At 34.2% G+C, this 20071-nt stretch carries 14 protein-coding genes; 13 read left to right on the forward strand and 1 reads right to left on the reverse strand.

Annotation, left to right across the window (positions count from 1 at the left end):
- Nucleotides 1-39: 39 nt before the first annotated feature.
- Entirely contained in the window at nucleotides 40-633 is a 594-nt protein-coding gene (locus ICJ83_RS15025) for an RNA polymerase sigma factor (RefSeq protein ID WP_223154803.1), read from the reverse strand.
- A gap of 133 nt (nucleotides 634-766) precedes the next feature.
- On the opposite strand from ICJ83_RS15025, the gene ICJ83_RS15030 reads away from it, so the two are divergent.
- The 13 genes from ICJ83_RS15030 to ICJ83_RS15090 all read left to right on the forward strand — a co-directional run.
- Nucleotides 767-1954, forward strand: a complete 1188-nt coding sequence (locus ICJ83_RS15030) for a FecR family protein (protein WP_188231225.1) — start codon at nucleotides 767-769, stop codon at nucleotides 1952-1954.
- A gap of 176 nt (nucleotides 1955-2130) precedes the next feature.
- Nucleotides 2131-5412: a SusC/RagA family TonB-linked outer membrane protein gene (locus ICJ83_RS15035; protein ID WP_188231226.1), complete on the forward strand. Its 3282-nt coding sequence runs from the start codon at nucleotides 2131-2133 to the stop codon at nucleotides 5410-5412.
- A 16-nt stretch (nucleotides 5413-5428) separates the two neighbouring features.
- Nucleotides 5429-6898, forward strand: coding sequence for a RagB/SusD family nutrient uptake outer membrane protein (locus ICJ83_RS15040; protein WP_188231227.1), 1470 nt, complete (start codon nucleotides 5429-5431; stop codon nucleotides 6896-6898).
- 17 nt (nucleotides 6899-6915) lie between these two features.
- Nucleotides 6916-7704 carry a DUF4843 domain-containing protein gene (locus ICJ83_RS15045; RefSeq protein WP_188231228.1) on the forward strand — a complete coding sequence of 263 codons (789 nt, stop codon included), beginning with the start codon at nucleotides 6916-6918 and terminating at the stop codon, nucleotides 7702-7704.
- A 17-nt stretch (nucleotides 7705-7721) separates the two neighbouring features.
- On the forward strand, nucleotides 7722-9212 hold the full coding sequence (locus ICJ83_RS15050) for a PKD-like family lipoprotein (protein ID WP_188231229.1): 1491 nt from the start codon (nucleotides 7722-7724) through the stop codon (nucleotides 9210-9212).
- A gap of 114 nt (nucleotides 9213-9326) precedes the next feature.
- Nucleotides 9327-10169, forward strand: a complete 843-nt coding sequence (locus tag ICJ83_RS15055; protein WP_188231230.1) for a thioredoxin family protein — start codon at nucleotides 9327-9329, stop codon at nucleotides 10167-10169.
- Nucleotides 10170-10204: 35 nt separating this feature from the next.
- Nucleotides 10205-11251 (forward strand): TlpA family protein disulfide reductase, encoded by a 1047-nt coding sequence (locus ICJ83_RS15060; RefSeq protein ID WP_188231231.1) that lies wholly within the window; start codon nucleotides 10205-10207, stop codon nucleotides 11249-11251.
- Nucleotides 11252-11909: 658 nt separating this feature from the next.
- On the forward strand, nucleotides 11910-14717 hold the full coding sequence (locus ICJ83_RS15065; protein WP_188231232.1) for a M16 family metallopeptidase: 2808 nt from the start codon (nucleotides 11910-11912) through the stop codon (nucleotides 14715-14717).
- Nucleotides 14718-14736: 19 nt separating this feature from the next.
- Nucleotides 14737-15183, forward strand: a complete 447-nt coding sequence (locus ICJ83_RS15070) for a protein-disulfide reductase DsbD domain-containing protein (RefSeq protein WP_188231233.1) — start codon at nucleotides 14737-14739, stop codon at nucleotides 15181-15183.
- Nucleotides 15184-15200: 17 nt separating this feature from the next.
- On the forward strand, nucleotides 15201-17180 hold the full coding sequence (locus ICJ83_RS15075) for a protein-disulfide reductase DsbD family protein (RefSeq protein WP_188231234.1): 1980 nt from the start codon (nucleotides 15201-15203) through the stop codon (nucleotides 17178-17180).
- Nucleotides 17181-17357: 177 nt separating this feature from the next.
- On the forward strand, nucleotides 17358-18356 hold the full coding sequence (locus ICJ83_RS15080) for a TlpA family protein disulfide reductase (protein ID WP_188231235.1): 999 nt from the start codon (nucleotides 17358-17360) through the stop codon (nucleotides 18354-18356).
- A 42-nt stretch (nucleotides 18357-18398) separates the two neighbouring features.
- Nucleotides 18399-19904 (forward strand): aminotransferase class V-fold PLP-dependent enzyme, encoded by a 1506-nt coding sequence (locus ICJ83_RS15085; RefSeq protein ID WP_188231236.1) that lies wholly within the window; start codon nucleotides 18399-18401, stop codon nucleotides 19902-19904.
- 24 nt (nucleotides 19905-19928) lie between these two features.
- Nucleotides 19929-20071: FAD-dependent oxidoreductase (locus ICJ83_RS15090; RefSeq protein WP_188230998.1), on the forward strand; the 143-nt coding region annotated here is incomplete at its 3' end.

Raw genomic sequence — 20071 nt, forward strand, 5'->3', positions numbered from 1 at the left:
TAATAATTACGTAACCTTGTTCTAAAAATGAATTTAATATTATGAATGCCTTTTGTTTAAATCGAATAGAAGAAATAAAACTTCATTAAGTTGATTGCCTATCAACCTTCTTAATATGCGGTATGCTTTAGTAATCTGCCCTTCTACCGTTTTTATAGAAATATTTAAATATTCGGCGATTTCATTGTTGGTTAAGCCTTCTTTTTTACTAAGTAAAAATATTTCTTTGCATTTCGCAGGCAATTGTTCAATACCTTTCGTAACTAATGCTATTTTTTTTGATAGAATTTCGGCATTATCGTCCTCAATCGTTTCATTTACAGCTTCAATATAAGTGTCGTCTAAGGATTGTAATGATTTTTCTTTGTGATAATGACTAATAAAATTATTGAAAGTACTTTTGTAAAGAAGATTTTTAATCTGTAATTCTGGATTTAATTTTTTTCTGTATTTCCAGGTTTTTAAAAATGTATTTTGAACAATGTCTTCGGCGGTTGCTTCATCTTTGCTTAAGTTTAAAGCGTAAATAAAAAGGGGCTTGTGGTAAGTGTTTATAAGATAAGTGAATGCGCCTTCATCTCCAATTTGGAGTTGATGTATTAGTGATTCGTTATTTTCATATGAAGAAGCCATCAAAAAAGGTATCGCGAAAAATGGGAAATGTTTCGCAAATGTCAAAAAAAAATTAATATAAAGTAAAAAAAGTAGAAATAAAGTAAGGGTAGTAGAAAATTATCAAGTAATAAGTAAAAATGAATTAGAGTTAATGGCTCCAGAAATAGAAAACATATTAATAAAGTATTTATCTCGCTCGGCAAATGCAGAGGAGTTAAGCCAACTGTCTGACTGGTTGAAAATTGAATCGAATAGAAAGGTGTTTAAGGACTACGTGCAAACACATTATGCTATTAGTTACAGTGTAAAAACACCTAATACAACTGAAACGGTTAAGGTGCTTTTACATAATATTCGAGAAAATGAGCCGAAGGTACGTAAGCTAAATGTTGTGTCTGTTTTAAAATATGCGGCTGTTCTTGTGTTATTTGTTGCTGTGGGTACAGGTGTTTATAATCAATTTTATAACAATGCCATTGATCCAGAAGAAGCCATTAAGGATATTGTGATTGGGCATGAAAGAGCAACACTTGTGTTATCTGATGGAAGCACGGTCGATTTAGAAATGAATAAGAACACATTAATCGCTCAGGATGACATGGCTAAAATTGAAACTACCAACGAGGGCTTAGTATATAATGTTTCTGAATCTACAGAAGTTTTAAACACGTCTCCTAAAATAAATACATTACATGTTCCTGTTGGTGGAGTGTATCAAATTCAGTTGCCCGACGGAACGAAAGTATGGTTAAATTCGGCGACCTCTTTGGAGTTTCCTGAACGATTTGTTGGAGACCAACGTGCAGTGAAGTTACAAGGTGAGGCGTATTTTAAAGTCACTAAAAGTACGAAACCTTTTATTGTGGAAACCGAATCGGCCAACATTACTGTATTAGGAACACAGTTTAATGTTTCAGCATATAAAGGCGATAGTTATTTCTCATCCACTTTAGTAGAGGGAAGCATTGCGTTGCAATCTGACTTAAAAGCAAGTAAAAGTAATATATTAGAACCTGGGCAACGTGCTGTTATTCAAAAATTCGATGCTAGCATCGATATCTCTAAAGTTGATACAGAAGTTTACACAGCCTGGAAAGAAGGTAAGTTTTATTTCGAACGTGAAAGCTTAGAACAGATTTTAATTAAAATGAGCCGCTGGTACAATGTTGATGTGTTTTTTGAAACCGAAACCTTGAAACACGAATATTTTACTGGTGTAGTGTATAAAAACAAATCGGTAGACTATCTACTGAATATGATAAGTCAAACAACCAAAGTAAATTATAAAATAACTAAAAATAAAAAAAATGGGAAATATGAAATAACAATAACCAAGTAAAAGCTAGCGGTAATAAAAAATGGGACATGCTGCAACATCTCCCATTAGAATGATTGTTAGCTAAAAAAAATATTAATACTCAATTATTTAACTAATCACACAAATTTATGGAAAAAAAGTTAACCACAGTTAATTGTAGGTTACTCAGTAAACTCAAACCTTTAATTATTCGATTCATGAAACGTTCTCTCATTTTATGTATCTCATTTTTAAGTATTTCTGCCTTTTCGTTCTCTCAAAAAGTTTCCTTGAAGATGGGAAAAGTTACGCTTTATGAGGCTCTGAAAGAAATAAAAAATCAAACCGAAGTAGATTTCTTCTATAGTGACAAGGAAGTAAATATAGATCGTGTTGTTTCGGCAAACTTTAAAAATGCAGAACTTATTGATGTACTTTATACTTTACTAGGAAATACTTACAATGTTCAAAAAACTACCGAAGGTATCATCCTAATAAGTCCAAAAAACCCAGCGGTTTTTCAAAACGAAATTCAAGTTAAAGGTGTTGTTACTGATAACTCAGGTATGCCTCTTCCAGGCGTAACGGTTTTAGTAAAAGGTACTAAGTATGGTACAACAACCGATTTTGATGGAAATTATGTGCTACGGGTAGACGAAACTTCAACTTTAGTTTTTAGTTACATAGGTTATAAAACAACCGAAGTTCCTGTAGAAGGTAGAACAGAGGTAAATGTACAATTGGAAGCCGATGTTAGTGAGCTAGAGGAGATTGTAATTACCGGTATCGTTGAAAGGAAAAAAGAAAGCTTTACAGGGGCAACAACTACCGTGAAGGGCGAGGAGTTAAAAGCTATCGGAAATTTAAATATTATAGAAAGTTTAAAAACTTTGGATCCTTCGTTTGTTATTGTTGAAGATAATTTGTTAGGATCTAACCCTAACCGATTACCAAATATTGAGGTTCGTGGAAAAACGAGTATCTCAACCGATGACTTAAGAGATGAATTTGGAGGAAACCCAAATCAACCTTTATTTGTATTAGATGGATTTGAAACTACATTAAGAACCATTATCGATTTAGATATGAATCGCGTGGCTTCCATTACCATTTTAAAGGATGCAGCTTCTACGGCTTTGTATGGAGCAAGAGCTGCAAATGGTGTAATTGTTGTAGAAACAAAAAAACCAGAAGAAGGAAAACTTCAAATTAATTATACTTCCGATTTTAGAGTGGATATGCCTGATTTAAGTGATTATAACTTAATGAACGCCTCTCAAAAATTAGAATACGAACGCCTATCTGGATTATGGACAGCGAGTAGTGAAGTTCAAAATTTACAGCAATTTGAGTTAGATGCACAATACAACGAAATATTAAAAGAAATTAACCGTGGTGTAGATACGTATTGGCTAAACGAGCCTGTACGCGTGGGAACAACACTTGGTCATTCGGTTTATGCTGGCGGTGGCGCCGAGAATGTTACTTATGGTATTGGTTTAAATTATAGATCGCAAGATGGAGTAATGAAAGGTTCTGGTCGTAACACCTGGGGGACCAATTTAGATTTAACTTACCGTAAAGGAAGCTTAAATATTAGCAACCGTTTACGTATTAATGGTTATGATGCCGATGAGTCTCCTTATGGTTCGTTCTCAAATTTTGCGCAAGCTAACCCATATTTTAGAAAATATGATGAGGATGGTGAAATATCAAGATTCTTAAATATTCAGGATTACTGGGATGGTGCTGCAGGACGAGCGCGAATAGGGAACCCCTTGTATAACGCTATGTTAAACTCAAGAGATAATACTGAAAATATTCAAATTACAAATAACCTTCAGGCAATTTGGAGAGTAACCGATAAATTAAGGTTAACTTCAGGCTTTCAAATTAGTAAAATTAGCACAACAAGCGAAGTATTTGTAGCTCCTGAGGATACAAGATTTGAAAACAAATCTTATTTAGAAAGCGGAACTTATAATAATAATCACGCCGAAAACTTTGGTTACACATTTAATACGATGGCTACTTACGCAACAGTGTTAAATGAAAAACATGCCATTACAGGAAACTTACGTGGTTCTGTTGAAGAGAATAGTACTTCAAGTTTAGGTGTTAGAGCTGTAGGTTTCCCATTAGGAACTAATGGAAATCCAGCGTATTCTTTTAGCTATGCACCAAATTCGAAACCTTCTACAGGAGAGAATACATACAGAAGGGTAAACTTGGTAGCAAGTGCCAACTACGCTTACGATAAAACTTATTTTTTCGATTTAAACTATCGTATTGATGGTTCTACCGTATTTGGTTCAAACGAAAAATACTCACCGTTCTGGTCTGTAGGTGCTGGTTGGAACTTAGTAAACGAGTTCGATTTAGATAAAGCTGTATTTTCTATTTTACGTTTAAGAGGTAGTATTGGTCGCACCGGTAACCAAGGATTTGGTAACTTGTCTGATGTGTCCGTGTATACCTTTAACACTTACATAAATAGTTTTGGTCAGTCTGTAGATTTAACAACTTTGGCGAATCCAGATTTAAGATGGCAAAATACTATGGATTATAGTTTTGGTATTGAAACATCATTCTTTAAAAACAGAATAACAGCACAGATTAATACCTATAAAAAAATTACCGATCCATTAGTGGTTAGTATTGATTTACCTTCGTCTACAGGAGTGGCAGCTTATCCTTTAAACGCAGGTTTAATGGATACGAAGGGGTTAGAAGTTATTTTTAGAGGGTCTCCAATTTATAATCTTAAAGAAGGAACTGTTTGGACTGTTGGTTTAAATTTGGCTGCCGTAAAAAGTAAATACGACAACTTTAGGAATGTGTTACAATCTTTAAATGATGAGGCTCTTGAAAATCAGTCATTATTGCGTTTTAGAGATGGATATAGTCCCGACGATTTATGGGCAGTAGAATCTTTAGGTATCGACCCAGCCACTGGTGAAGAGGTATATTTAACTGCCAATGGAGAACCTACGTTTGAATATAATGCCGATGATATTAAAAAAGTTGGTAATAGTCGCCCAACAGTAGAAGGAGTGTTTACCAATAATGTAAGGTATAAAAACTTTAGCCTTGGTATTAATCTAAGATACCGTTTTGGTGGCGATGTATTTAACAGAGCATTATTTAATAAAGTAGAGAATATAACAAGAAGTGGACGTATTAATAACCAAGATGTAAGAGCCTTAACCGACCGATGGCAAAACCCTGGCGATGTAACGCAATTTAAATCTATTTCTAATTTCGATAATGTAGGTTTATCATCACGTTTCATTCAAGAGGAAAATGTAATTATAGGAGAATCTATTAATATAGGTTACCAGTTTGAAAATCAGTCATGGATGGATACAATAGGGTTAAAGCGTTTAAAATTGAATGCTTACATGAACGATATTTTCCGTATTTCTTCAATTACAGCAGAAAGAGGAATTGATTATCCGTTTGCACGTACAGTGTCATTTAGTTTAAATGCAAACTTCTAATTAAAACATGAGAAAAATGAAAAAATATATAAAGTTTTTATTTGCATTAATGGGTTGCATAATTGTGGCATCTTGCGATAATTATCTGGATGTTAAGCCCGAAAATAAGTTCTTAGAGGAACAAGTGTTTAGCACAAAGCAAGGAATTTCCGATGCTTTGAATGGAATTTATGGCGATATGATTAGCAATAACGGTTACGGCGGAAATCTAACTCTGACCGCTGTAGAGCTTTTAGGACAGCGTTATAAACCATTAGATTTTTCAGGATCGTCGCCTTTTTATAATATGGCGAGTTTCGAATACGAAGATCCAGGTGTACAAGGTTATTTTAGTGCCATTTGGGGGCAGTTGTATACCAATATACTTACTATGAATAATTTCTTAGAAGCTATTGAAGAATATCCAAATGTATTGTCAGAAGAACAGAAGGACTTAGTAAAAGGAGAAGTATATGGTTTACGCGCTATGCATCACTTAGATTTATTAAGGTTATTTGGTCCAATATATAGTACAAATGCTACCGATGAAGCGATACCTTATTATACGAAACCTTTAGCTGAGGCAACTCCTTTTCTGTCGGCTGAAAAGGTTATGGAACTGATCTTAGATGATTTAAATATGGCAGAAATGTTATTAACCAATGATCCTGTGAGAACTGCTGGGCCACAAAGTTTAGATAATGAATTAATCATAGAGTTGGATGATAAGTTTATTTTATCCAGAAACAATAGAATGAATTATTATGCCGTTAAGGCTTTACAAGCCAGAGCGAATTTATATGCCGGTGATAGCGAATCGGCTCTAGTAGCAGCGAAAGCAGTTATCGACGAAGCGTCGCAATGGTTTCCATGGACACAACGCGCGGAAGTGTTCGGAGCAGGTAACTCTCCAGATCGCATTATGTCTAAAGAAGTGTTGTTTTCTACAATTAATACAGCTTTGTATAGCCGTCATAACAGTTACTTTGCTGCAAATTTATCCGACGCTGCAATTTTAACTTCAGATCAAGATCGTTTGGATCAAGTGTTTGAAGGCGATTTTAACGACTATCGTTATACCACAACATGGTTTTTACCAAGTAATGGGGCTAAGGATTTTCCAACCTTTTTTAAGTATGCTGAAATTACAGATACTGATACCGATGATTTGCATATTAAATTTATGCAACCTTTAATTAGAATTACTGAAATGTATTATATCGCTGCTGAAACGGAACCTAATTTAGATATTGCTCTAGGTTATTTGAATACAGTGAGGAATAATAGAGGATTAATAAGTCTCGATTCACAAAATGTGACAGATATTCAAATCGAAATAATGAAGGAATATCAAAAAGAATTTTATGGTGAAGGACAACTGTTTTTTTATTACAAGCGTTTAAATATAGCTGAAATTCCTAATGGACTGCAACCTGCAGGTACCATTGATATGGGAGTAAATCAATATGTTGTGCCAATTCCAAGGTCAGAAACCGATTATCGTTAAACTATAAATCAATACTGATGAAAAAGATTTTATACACCCTAATTATATTTTGCAGTTTAGCACTTACCATAGTGTCTTGTGCAAAAGAAGAGCTTCCTTTTTTTGAAGGAAAAAATGTTGTTTATTTCGAATGGGCTAAAGAAGGTACGCCAGGTAATAGATTTCAAACTATAGACAGCATGTCTGTGTCTTTTGCTTTCGATTTACCCGAAATAACAGAAACAGTCGTGCAATTACCCGTTAAATTACAAGGGTATCCTGTAAGTAATGATCGTATTGTGAATTTAGAAATAGTAGGCGCTAGTACCAGCATTGAAGGCACACATTATAGTATGCCAACAACTGTTGTTATTCCTGCCGATTCTATTCGTGGCTATTTACCAATAACTTTTTACCGTACACCAGATTTAAAAGAGGATGCTGTATCATTAAAAATCAAGTTAATTTCTAATGAAGATTTTGATGCGAATCTTTTAAGTACTAATGACGCTGCGAATGCCGATAGATTAGCAAGTTATAATGAGTTTGAAATAACCTTGTCTGATATTTTAACTGAACCTGCTATTTGGTCTAGTTTTATGGGGTATTATTTAGGGGATTTTTCGCCTAAAAAACTGTATTTGTTTGCCGAAGTAAATGGCATACCAGTACCAAACTACGATGAGGAGCAGGCAGACCTTAATAGTTTTTTCGCTTATGGGAAAGTGTTTAAAAATTATTTAGCTGACCAAAAAGCAGCAGGGACTCCTGTATTGGAAGAAGACGGATCAGAAATGATTTTAGGCCCTTATGCCTTTTTCTTATAATTAAAAAGTAAAGAAACATGATTAAAAATATAAAATATAAATATTTAATTGCTTCACTTGTCGCTGTGTTAGGCGTGTCTTGTATGGACGATAAAGGGAATTACGATTATTCCGATATTAACGAAGTGCAGTTTGTTGGGGAAACCGATGATTTTAAAGTAACAAGATTTGAAAACCTTGTTATTACACCTGAATTAAATTTCACAAAAGATGAGTCGGCTTCTGGAAATTATGCCTACCGTTGGGAAGTTTTCGAAAATAGGTTGTCTGGAGGTACCGAATTGGAATTGCTGTCTACTGAGAGAGATTTAGACGCTACTATTGCCTTAAAACCTGGAGGTTACTTTTTGTATTTAACGGTTACCGATTTGGAAACAGGAATTGAATTTCAAAGGCAGTTTGACCTAGATGTTATTAACAGTACTTTTGAAGGCTGGTTAGTATTAAGTGAGGTCAATGGCGGGTCTCGCTTAGATATGGTGTCTAATTTAGAAACAGGATATACCGTACTAAACAATGTACTCGGGGGGTCCGGTTTAAATTTAGAAGGGGCTCCAGATTTTCTTTACACTTACGCTTACAATAGTACGATGTATGGTGTTTATGTATCTACTGAAGGAAACGGAACAACAAAAATTGATCCAGATACCTTCGATTGGGTAGAGCCTTATGGTATAGGTTACGAGTTTATACCTCAAAAAGCTTCTAATTTTAAGGTGGACAACTTATTATCAAATTCAGGGTGGTCTAGTTATGCAGTGGCTAACGGTGATGCGTATTTTTATTATTCTGTGCAACGAATTAGTTACGGCGCTCCAATTAATAGGATAAGTAACGAAACATTTAGCGTGTCACCTATGGTGGCCAGAGGGACGCCTGGTAGCTATATGATTTTTTACGATACTACAAATAAGCGTTTTGTAAGAAGTAGAAGAGGGGTGTTTTCTGTAATGCCTGAGGCAGCTTCAACATTATTCGATTATAATAATGTAGGCATGGATTTAGTATATATGGAAGGTAATGAATACAACAGTAGTAATGGTGCTGCAACCTTTGCTGTTTTACAAGACCCGACTAATTCTAAATACTATTTTACCTATTTTAATTCTTCTAATAATGCTCAGTTACATTATGGTGAAATGGTTGGTGCTACCGATATCAATTTGGCAACACAATTCGCTGTGAGTCCTGAATATGGCTATTTGTTTTATGTGGTAGGAAATAAAGTGTATCAATACGATTTTTCAATTGGTAAAACAACTCTTGTTTTAGATAATGGTAATAAAGAGATATCTTTTATTAAATTCCATGACTTTTGGGCTAACACCAAGTATGAAGCATTTAGTAAGCTACTTATTGTGGGAAGCTATGATTCTGCAGGAGCCGAAGGCGAAAATGGAACTTTAGATTTTTATTCTATTTTACCCTTAAATGCTGGGCTTGATTTGCAAACTTCGTATTCTGGATTTGGAAAAATAAAGAGCGTCACATATAGAGAACGGTCTTAAATTAATTCCTTTTAAGGATTAGAAATTTTAAAGGGTTGGTTTTATAATCAGCCCTTTAAAATTAATAGTACGAATATTAGTTGCTATAGATTATATAATAACATAAACATAATAATGAAACATATTTTAACAAGTTTTCTATTGTTTGCTGGTGTACTTACATCTTTATCAGGTGTTGCTCAAACAAAATTTCTAAATACTTCTTGGGACGAGGTTAAAAAAACGGCACAAAAAGAAAACAAATTAATTTTTGTCGATTTGTATTTTACGGGTTGTTTTCCTTGCGCGCAAATGGATAAAATGGTATTCCCTGACCCAAAAGTTTCTAAAATATTAAACGATTCTTATGTGTCCTTTAAATCCGATATTTTTAAAGAAGAAATAGGGAAAAAACTCGCTCGAAAATACGGGGTAACTGGTTTTCCTTCATTTATAATTTTAGATCAAAAAGGAAGAACTATAGAGGTGGTTTCTGGCTTTCATGCAATAGATGAATTTGTTGAACTGTTAGAGTTAACCAAAACAAAAGCTGCCAAGCGGGAGTTTAAATCGTATTCAAAGGATTTAGAGGGTGATTATCCTGAGTTTTACAATGATGCGTACCTTAATAATAATCGCAAGATGAGTTTCGAAATTGTTGATAGCTACTTGAAAACTCAAAAAGATCTGAGTGACGAAATACCTTTTGTAGTAATAAAAGGTTTAAGAGTAGGAGGAGTTTATGCCGATTATGTTATTAAAAACGCTAAAGAGTTATCAGGTAAATATGGTAAAATGCCTGTCCGTAATTATTTGGCTTCAATAGTAAATATACGAGCGAAACAATTTTCTGCAGAGGATAATAGAACAGCTTTCAATAAACTTTTAGAGCAGGTAAAACAAATGTTTAACCATGAAGAATGGAGTCGATTTATGCCGGGCTTTGAAAAGACCTATAAAAAATATGCAGAGCAATAAAAGCTCATTTTTTAATAATGATTAAAATTTTGGAAATGAATATAGTTAGAACCTTTTTCTTAACCTTAGTTACCGGTTTACTGTGGGCTTGTAATACTAAGGAACCGCATCCTGGATATGTTGAGATATCTGGACAAATATTAAATTCAAAATCTAAATCTTTTAAGGTGTGTTCTATGGGTGGAGACGCTAAAGATATTTCGATTTTGGACGATGGAACATTTATAGATAGTTTTAAAGTTTCGCCGCAGCGCTATAAACTTCAGTTGTTTTTTGAAGATGGTAAATTCATGACTGGTTTGTATGCTCAAAATGGGTCTGATATCAAACTTAATGTCAATGTAAACAAGTTTTCAGAAACTATAAGGTTTAGTGATGATTTTGCTGATTATAATAACTATTTGAGTGACAAAGCCAATATTATGCAGAGTGATATTGGGTTTAATAAAAAAATATGGTACCGCTACAATCTTGAAGATTTTAATGGACAAGTGAATACTTTGGAGACGGCATTAAAAAATGCGTTACATTCATATAAGAATATTTCTGAAGAACATATTGAATCGGAGGAAAAGTATATTAATCGTATACTGGAAAATATAACATCTAAATACGATGAGGAACATAGTTACGCGGCCAAGTTAAGTAAGGGAAGTAAGTCTCCAGAATTCAATAGCTACGAGAATTTTGATGGAACTAAAACCTCTTTGTCTGATTTTAAAGGTAAATATGTCTTTATTGATGTTTGGGCAACTTGGTGCTCACCATGTAAAGCACAGATTCCCTATTTAGAAGAGCTTGAAAAGGAATATAAAAATGAAAATATAGTCTTTGTAAGCATGTCGGTTGATAAACCATCTGATCGAGATAAATGGAAAAAGATGGTTGCCGATAAGAACCTGTCTGGTGTTCAAATTTTAGCGCCAAGTGCTTTCGAATCAGAGTTTGCTCAGGCTTACAATATTAATTCAATACCAAGGTTTATATTAATTAATCCTGATGGCGTGATTGTTGATTTCGATGCACCTCGACCATCAAATAACGAAGCAATCCATAAATTATTATCGAATGTAAAGTCCTAAAACGTGTTAATCAATTGTAAAAAAAAAGGGTGTTTCAATTTTGAAATGCCCTTTTTGCTTTCTCAAATTTGTTTTTTTCATTTTAATAATCGGATTTGTCGCTACTAATTTGTCAACAAAACAGGTGTTAAATTCAATATTTTTAAATTTTAACATATTCTTAATAGGGGTAAAGTACAAAAAAAGAGTCCTATAAGTGTTAGTGATTTATTTGCTAACTGAAAATTAGGAGTTAAAGTAAGTAAAACATTGATTTTATATGCAAAATTAAGGTAAAGTGCTGGTAATTATAAAATTAACAAAATATTAACAGCGCGCTTTTCAGTTTTTGCGTCTTTAATCAAGTAGATGTCAATAAAAAGGACATTTATTATTTCATATTTTAAGTTTGTTTGAGTTAGTCATTAAACAAGTTACTTGAGATGAAGAGGACTGGTTCATCAGTCCTCTTTTATTAAAACTATCTTAAAATTAATATGAGATAATAATCAAAGTTTTAGTTTTGGCTAGTTTAAAATTATAAGGTAAAATACTGAAGTTACTTTCAATATCCTTCTAAATTGTTTTGATTTTGTCTTATTTAAAGTTAAAAAGTGGCTTTATTAAGATAGAATGTTATTAATAAATAAGAATTAACTAATTATAAACACAAAATTTAATGAAAACAGTTTTATCGTACGTTCTATTAGTAGCTTCTGTTTTTTGTGTGTCTGCACAAGATTTAACTCAGCCCTTACCAGTAGATCAGAGTTTTAAAAAAGGGGTGTTACCAAATGGGATGACCTATTACATTAAAAGTACCGACGTAGTAAAAGATGCTGCGAGTTATTACATTATTCAAAATGTAGGTTCAATTTTAGAGCATGAAAATCAACGTGGTTTAGCTCACTTTTTAGAGCATATGGCTTTTAATGGAACAGAAAACTTTCCTGGAAAAGGTATTTTAAATACGCTTCAAGAGCATGGAGCTGTTTTTGGAAAAGATATTAATGCGTACACATCGTTTGATGAGACTGTATATAATTTAAGTAATATACCTACTAAAGATGGTTTGGTAGATACGTGTCTTACTGTTCTTCAAGATTGGTCTAATTACCTTTTACTTACCGAGGAGGAAATCGATGCAGAGCGCGGAGTAATTAAAGAAGAGTGGCGTACACGTCAAAATGGTAGAGCTAGGTTGTATGAAATTTCTATGCCAATTACCTACAATAAATCGAAATATGCAGAAAGAATGCCAATCGGACTTATGTCGGTGGTAGAAGGTTTTGATTATAAAGCATTACGCGATTTTTATCATGATTGGTACAGAACCGATTTACAGGCTATTGCTGTAATTGGTGATGTTAATGTAGAAGAAGTTGAGAAAAAAATAATTGAAAGATTCTCAAAAATTCCAGCTGTCGAAAATCCAAAGGAGCGTTACACAGTGAATATCCCTGATAATAAAGGAATGTTATATAGCTTAGGTATGGATCCGGAAGTGTCTTCGGCTAGTATCAGCTTTGGAATTCGTCATAAAAAATCGTTAGAAGATGAAACGGTAGCTGATTTGAAAAAATCACTTTTAGAAGGAATTGCTATGAGTGCGCTATCGTCTAGAATTAGAGAAAAGTCGCAACAACCCGAAGCTTCGTTTTTAGGAGCTAGTGCTGGTTACTACAGTTTATCTCGTACTTCAAAAGTATTTAATGTAGAGGTTACTCCTAAACCCAATCAGCAGCAAGAGGCCTTTAAAGAAGTATTAACAGAGGTTATTCGTGCCGTTAAGTTTGGGTATACACCTTCTGAGGTTAACAGAATCATTACAAATTTTAATAGCTCTTATCAAAATCAAATCTCTAAGTTAGAAGACAGAAGCCATAAAAGTATTGAAGGAATAATTCAAAGCAATTATTTATCGAATACAACTATAACCGATGTTGAGAAAGAGTATGAAATCGCTAAGCAAATATTTAAAAACATATCTCCAGAGGATGTTCATAATGCTTTAAAAAGACTATATACTCAGGATAATAGGTTTTTAAATGTAACAGGAGTTGATGGTCAGAATAATTTAACGGAAGCGCAAGCCAGAGAAATTATTGCAGCAGTAGAAAACGATGAAACTATTGAACCATATACTGAAGCTTTAGATGGTAAAACCTTGATTTCAGGTTTAAACATTGTACCAGGTTCCATTAAAAGTGTTTCAGTTGAAGATAAAGTTGGTGCAACAACTTTTGTACTAAGTAATGGGATTAAAGTACACTATAAATTTGTTGATAAACAAAAAGACAGAGTGTCGCTTAACGGTGTGAGCTACGGCGGAAAATCATTGTTAAAAGATGAAGATTTACCATCAGCAAATATGTTAGGTAATCTTGTAAGTATGTCTGGTTTAGGTGAATTTTCGGCTACCGATTTAAAAAAGGTAATGGCAGGAAAAACAGCAAGTGCCGGTATCTCATTAAATGAAATTAGCGAGTCTGTTTCTGGTAATTCTAACACAAAGGATGTTGAAACCATGTTACAGTTAGTGCATTTATATTTTGTTAAGCCACGATTTGATGAAAATGCCTATAAAGTTCTTGAAAGTAATTTAGATAATTACTTAGTAAGAAGAAGTAAAGACATTGGTGAAAAAATGAAAGATAGCTTAACTTATGCACTTTACGGAGAAAACAATCCTAAAAAACGCATCTTCAATCAGGCATATCTTAAAGATATATCTTTTGATAAAATTAAAGCAATCTATAACGAGCGTTTTGCTGATGCTTCAGATTTCGAATTTTTCATTGTTGGCGATGTCAAAGTGGAGCAATTAAAACCACTTTTGGAAAAATACATGGCTAGTTTACCAACTGCTAACGTGGATGAAAAATACGTAGATGATACAGTCGAGTGGATATCAGATAATATAGATAGGGATATTTACATTCCAATGGAAGATCCTAAGGCATCTGTTAGACTGGCTTATAAAAAAGAAATGGCATACAATAGAAAACATGTTATTTTTGCAAATGTATTAGGTGATTTGTTACAATTACGCGTTACCGAAACCGTAAGAGAATCAGAAGGAGGAGCATATAGTCCAAGAGCAAGCGCAAGTTTTTCAAGAGAACCTATATCAACAGCTTACGTGTCTTTTTACTTTGATTGTAATCCAGATATGGCAGACAGGTTAGTAGAAATTGTAAAAAATGAGTTCGAAAAAATCGCGAATGGCACTATTAATGCAAGTGACTTAGAGAAAACGAGAACGAACTACCTAAAAGAAAACGAACAGTCTAAAGATAATAATGGTTACGATATGTCTATGCTTACAAGATATTTTAGATATGATGAGAACATTAACGATTCTAAATACTTAGTAGATATTGTAAAAAATATGAAAGCTAAAGACATTCAGCAAATAGCTAAAGACATTCTTAAAGGTGGAAAAACATACGAAATCGTTTTTAAACCAGAACAGAATATAAACTAAAACTTAACAAGAAAAACACATGAAAAAAGTATTTTTATTCCTTACGCTTTTAGCGGCATTCGTAGGTCAGGCACAAATATTAGAGCCGGTAAAATGGAGCACATCGGTTAATAAAATTTCAGATACAGAGTATGAATTAGTAGCAACAGCAACAATTGATGCAGGCTGGCACCTATATTCTCAAAACGTTCCTGAAGATGGACCTGTTCCAACAAGTTTTACTTACGAGGGGAATGCAAATTACCTGAAAAAGGGAAATACTATTGAAGGAGAAGGGCATACGATTCAGGATCCTATTTTTGAAATGGAAATAACCTATTTCGAAAAGAAAGCCGATTTTAAGCAACGTATTCGCGTAAAAGGTAAAACGCCTTTCGAAGTAAAGGGTGTTGTTGAATTTATGGTGTGTGATGATAGCAGATGTTTACCTCCAACTCCGGTAGACTTAGTTTTCAACGTAAAATAATTTTTTGATAAATTAAAATGAAGAAATTTCTTTTAGCATGCGCAGCTTTAGTATTGTCTACAGCTGCGTTTGCGCAAATATTAGAGCCCGTAAAGTGGTCTACTTCTGTGGAGCAAGTATCCGAAACAGAATTCGATTTAGTAACCACTGCAACTATCGATAAAGGTTGGCATTTATATTCGCAAGACGTTCCAGCCGATGGACCTCTGCCAACATCATTCATTTACGATGATAGCGAAGGAAACTTCACAATTGTGGGCAATACAACCGAAGACGAAGGCCATACTGTTCAGGATCCCGTTTTCGAAATGGAAATTAAATATTTCGAAAATAAAGCTACGTTTAAGCAGCGTATAGAAGTTAAGGGAGATGTGGATTCTGTAATTGCTTACGTTGAAGCCATGGCTTGCGATGAAAAGCAATGTGTTCAAATTCCTGAAGCTGAATTAACTTTTAATATTAAGAATGTAGCGACTGCTAGTAATGTTGCTGCAACCGATACTCATAATTCAGAAGTAAATGAATCAGCAGATGAAACAAAGAAGTCTGAATCTAAAAAAGGATTACTTTCTATTTTTATTCTTGCCTTCTTATCAGGATTCGCGGCGTTATTAACGCCTTGCGTATTCCCAATGATTCCTATGACTGTAAGTTTCTTTACTAAGCAAAGTAAAAATAAAGCTGTAGGGATTAAAAATGCCATTATTTATGGTATCTGTATCATTGTTATTTATGTTTTATTAGGTACAGCAGTAACTGGTATTTTTGGTGCAGATGCATTGAATGCATTAGCAGCAAACCCTTGGTTTAACATTGTATTCTTCGTGTTATTAATTGTTTTTGCCGTGTCGTTTTTGGGAGCGTTCGAAATTATGCTGCCAAATTCATGGGCTAATAAAGTAGATTCACAAGCCGATAGAGGTGGGTTAATAGGGATTTTCTTTATGGCCTTAGCTTTAGCTATTGTATCATTTTCTTGTACAGGGCCTATTGTTGGTACCTTATTGGTAGAAGCTGCATCAAAAGGAGGTACAGCTCCAATCGTTGGAATGTTGGGCTTCTCGTTAGCTATTGCTTTACCATTTGCTTTATTTGCAGCATTCCCAGGATGGTTAAACTCATTGCCAAAATCTGGTGGATGGTTAAATACAGTAAAAGTTGTTTTAGGTTTCTTAGAATTAGCTTTAGCGTTTAAATTCTTATCTAACGCCGATTATATTATGCAATGGCATATTTTAGAGCGTGAAGTATTTATCGCAATCTGGATTGCTGTTTTCGGAGCTTTAGCATTTTACTTATTCGGAAAAATTCAACTGCCGCACGATTCGCCGTTAACGCATATTTCGGTAGGACGATTAAGTTTAGGGTTAATCGTATTAACTTTCACAATTTATATGATTCCTGGACTTTGGGGAGCACCTTTAAACTTAATAAGTGCGTTCCCGCCGCCACCAAATTATAGTGAGTCACCTTATGGGGTTGGATATTCTAATGCAGGCGGAGGCGTTGCTGCGTCAGAGAGTCATGAGGCTTTGCCAGAAGGCGCACATCTTATGGCACCACATAATATTATGGCTTTTCATGACTACGAAACAGGGTTGGCATATGCTAAAAAAGTTGGAAAACCGGTAATGATTGATTTTACAGGATATACTTGTGTAAACTGTAGAAAAATGGAAAACAACGTTTGGGTAAAACCAGAAATATTAGATATACTAAAAAATGATGTTGTTCTAATTTCACTTTACGTGGATGATAAAAAGGAACTTCCTGAAGAATTGAAACTAGAGTACGTTTCAAGACCAGGTAAGTTTATGGAAGATTATGGTGATAAATGGAGCGATTTACAAGCCAGTCGCTATAAGGCAAATTCACAGCCATTTTATGTTATAATGGACCATGAAGAAAATAGCCTAATAGAACCAGTAGGATATACACCAGATATTGCTGAGTATAAATCTTGGCTAAACGAGGGAATTTCGAAATTTAGCAAGTAAGTTTTTAAGTTTCAAAAGTTAACATGTTGTATTAACCGCCTCAGAAAATTCTCTTGAGGTGGTTAACTTAAACAGACTTTGAATCCTCTTATGTTCAGTAGTAAAAGTAGCTGAATACCAAAAAATAGATTGTCACATTTGCCCGCTGAACATTTATTAAACTTTAAACATTATCGCATGAGAAAAATTTTCTATACTTTAAGTTTAGCTTTAGCTATTCTAGCTTGTAAGCAAGAGCCTAAGAATTATGTAACACTATCTGGCGTAATAACAAATCCAAATTCAGATTCGTTATGTGTTGCTCAAAGAAGCATAATTAAAACGATAAAGGTAAACCCTGATGGATCGTTTTCAGATACTTTAAAAGTTGAAGCAGGAAACTATTTAATTTACGATGGTAAGGAACGTAGTTTCGTGTATTTAAAAAACGGATACGACTTAAATATTGAAGTCGATACCAAGGCTTTTGACGAATCTATAAAATATACTGGAGTAGGCTCCGAAGCTAACAACTTTCTGGTTGAAAAGGGTTTGTTAAAAGAAGAGTTGATTAAAATTGACGAAATTTTCGATCTCGATGAAGCTGAGTTTAATGCTAAATTAGATTCAAATGAAAAGGCTTTTAAAAACCTGTTGAATTCTGTTGCACATCTTGATTCTGCATTTGTGGCTGGTCAAGAAACAGAGATAGAAAAAATTAAGTCTGATTTAACCGCTATGTATAAGCAAAACCAGGCTTTATTAGCTTTAAAGGGGCAGGAGTCTCCAAAGTTTACAGATTATGAAAATTTTGATGGAGGGAACACATCTTTGGATGATTTAAAAGGAAAGTATGTATATATCGACCTTTGGGCAACCTGGTGTGGACCTTGTAAACAGGAGATCCCATTTTTAAAAGCTGTTGAAAAGCAGTATCACGATAAAAATATAGCGTTTGTAAGCATTTCTTTAGATAGAAATAGCGCATATGAAACTTGGCGAAAAATGATTGAAGATAAAGAACTTTCTGGAATACAATTATTCGCAAAAGAGGATAATAGTTTCGCAAAGGCTTATATTGTATCGGGGATACCGCGATTTATTTTAATAGATCCTGCAGGTATCGTAGTTGATGCCGATGCACCAAGACCATCAAGCAGCAAATTAATAGACTTATTTAAAACATTAGACATATAATTGTACTCCGATTAAGGGAGTACATTTATTAAATTTTCCCGAATGAATGCACTAAAAAGATTTTTTAAATCACAACCAAAGAGTGAATCAGAATTAGAGAAATATTTCGAACCTTTTCGAAATAACGTGGTTGGCAACGATCAATATTTTGTTTCTCCATACGGAAAGAAAAAAATTATTTATGCCGACTGGACGGCAAGCGGACGATTGTATCGTCCCATAGAAGAGAAATTATTAAACAATATTGGTCCTTACGTAGCTAATACACATACTGAAACTTCAATTACTGGTAGCGTGATGACGCATGCTTATCATGATGCCAGAGAAATAATTAAAAAGCACGTTAATGCATCAAAAGATGATGTTTTAATTACTGTAGGTACCGGTATGACTGGAGCTATTAATAAGTTTCAGCGTATTTTAGGTATTAAGGTGAATGAAAACCTTAAAGATCACACTACAATTCCAGACGAAAAGCGACCTATTATTTTTGTGTCTCATATGGAGCACCATTCTAATCAAACGTCTTGGTTGGAAACCATAGCAAAGGTTGTCGTTATACCTTCTAATGAAGAGGGGTTACCATGTTTGGAAACTTTAGAAAAATTGGTTCAGGAATATAGTGAAACACCTATTAAGATTGCCGCTATAACTGGATGTTCTAATGTAACGGGTATTAGAACTCCATATCATCAGGTTGCCAAGATAATGCATCAAAATAATGGATTATGTTTTGTGGATTTTGCTTGTTCAGCGCCATATGTAGAAATTGATATGCATCCTAAAGATGAAGATGAGTATTTAGATGCGATTACGTTTTCTCCACATAAATTTTTAGGAGGTCCTGGTACTTCAGGTGTATTGATTTTTAATAAAAAATTATATAAAAATTTAGTACCCGATAACCCGGGAGGAGGAACAGTAAGTTATACCAATCCTTGGGGAGATCATGACTATATCGATGATATCGAAACGCGTGAAGATGGTGGAACACCAGGATTTCTTCAGGCTATTAGAATCGCAATGTCTATTCAGCTCAAGGAAAAAATGGGTGTCGAAAATATCCTTAAAAGAGAGCATGAATTAAATGAAATCATTTTTAAAAGACTATCGTCTATTAAAAATCTAACCATATTAGCTCCAAACCAAACCGACCGCTTAGGTGTTATTTCGTTTTATATCGATCAGGCACACTACAATTTGGTAGTTAAGTTATTAAACGATCGATTTGGTGTGCAAACCAGAGGGGGGTGTTCATGTGCTGGTACTTATGGCCATTATTTATTAAATGTAGATCAGCCTACTTCTAAATCTATCGAGAAAAAAATATTAGAGGGTTGTATGATTGAGCGTCCGGGATGGGTACGTATGTCTGTACATCCTACAATGACCAATGCTGAAGTTGAGTTTATTTGTGATGCCATCGAGGAAGTAGCTAGTAATTTCGAAACCTGGGAGAACGATTATACATACGATGCCTCAAAAAATGAATTTGTTCATAATGGAAATAAACAAGTAGAGGCAGAAATTACCAAAGGTTGGTTCTAATTAAATTTTAAAATTAAAAGCAAAATGTCAGATACAATAGAAAGAGTAAAGTGCTTAATAATCGGTTCAGGTCCAGCGGGCTATACTGCGGCTATTTATGCAGCACGTGCTAATATGAGTCCGGTATTATATCAGGGGACACAGCCAGGCGGACAATTAACCACGAC

It is taken from the genome of Aestuariibaculum sediminum (genome assembly GCF_014596945.1).
In the GTDB taxonomy this organism is placed as follows: Bacteria; Bacteroidota; Bacteroidia; order Flavobacteriales; family Flavobacteriaceae; genus Aestuariibaculum; species Aestuariibaculum sediminum.

Bases quoted from the DNA above. Each gene is read 5' to 3' on its own strand.
- ICJ83_RS15055 (WP_188231230.1), top strand. From the start codon at position 9,327: ATGAAACATATTTTAACAAGTTTTCTATTGTTTGCTGGTGTACTTACA.
- ICJ83_RS15065 (WP_188231232.1), top strand. From the start codon at position 11,910: ATGAAAACAGTTTTATCGTACGTTCTATTAGTAGCTTCTGTTTTTTGT.
- ICJ83_RS15025 (WP_223154803.1), bottom strand. From the start codon at position 633: ATGGCTTCTTCATATGAAAATAACGAATCACTAATACATCAACTCCAA.
- ICJ83_RS15070 (WP_188231233.1), top strand. From the start codon at position 14,737: ATGAAAAAAGTATTTTTATTCCTTACGCTTTTAGCGGCATTCGTAGGT.
- ICJ83_RS15040 (WP_188231227.1), top strand. From the start codon at position 5,429: ATGAAAAAATATATAAAGTTTTTATTTGCATTAATGGGTTGCATAATT.
- ICJ83_RS15035 (WP_188231226.1), top strand. From the start codon at position 2,131: ATGAAACGTTCTCTCATTTTATGTATCTCATTTTTAAGTATTTCTGCC.
- ICJ83_RS15085 (WP_188231236.1), top strand. From the start codon at position 18,399: ATGAATGCACTAAAAAGATTTTTTAAATCACAACCAAAGAGTGAATCA.
- ICJ83_RS15050 (WP_188231229.1), top strand. From the start codon at position 7,722: ATGATTAAAAATATAAAATATAAATATTTAATTGCTTCACTTGTCGCT.
- ICJ83_RS15045 (WP_188231228.1), top strand. From the start codon at position 6,916: ATGAAAAAGATTTTATACACCCTAATTATATTTTGCAGTTTAGCACTT.
- ICJ83_RS15075 (WP_188231234.1), top strand. From the start codon at position 15,201: ATGAAGAAATTTCTTTTAGCATGCGCAGCTTTAGTATTGTCTACAGCT.
- ICJ83_RS15060 (WP_188231231.1), top strand. From the start codon at position 10,205: ATGAATATAGTTAGAACCTTTTTCTTAACCTTAGTTACCGGTTTACTG.
- ICJ83_RS15080 (WP_188231235.1), top strand. From the start codon at position 17,358: ATGAGAAAAATTTTCTATACTTTAAGTTTAGCTTTAGCTATTCTAGCT.
- ICJ83_RS15030 (WP_188231225.1), top strand. From the start codon at position 767: ATGGCTCCAGAAATAGAAAACATATTAATAAAGTATTTATCTCGCTCG.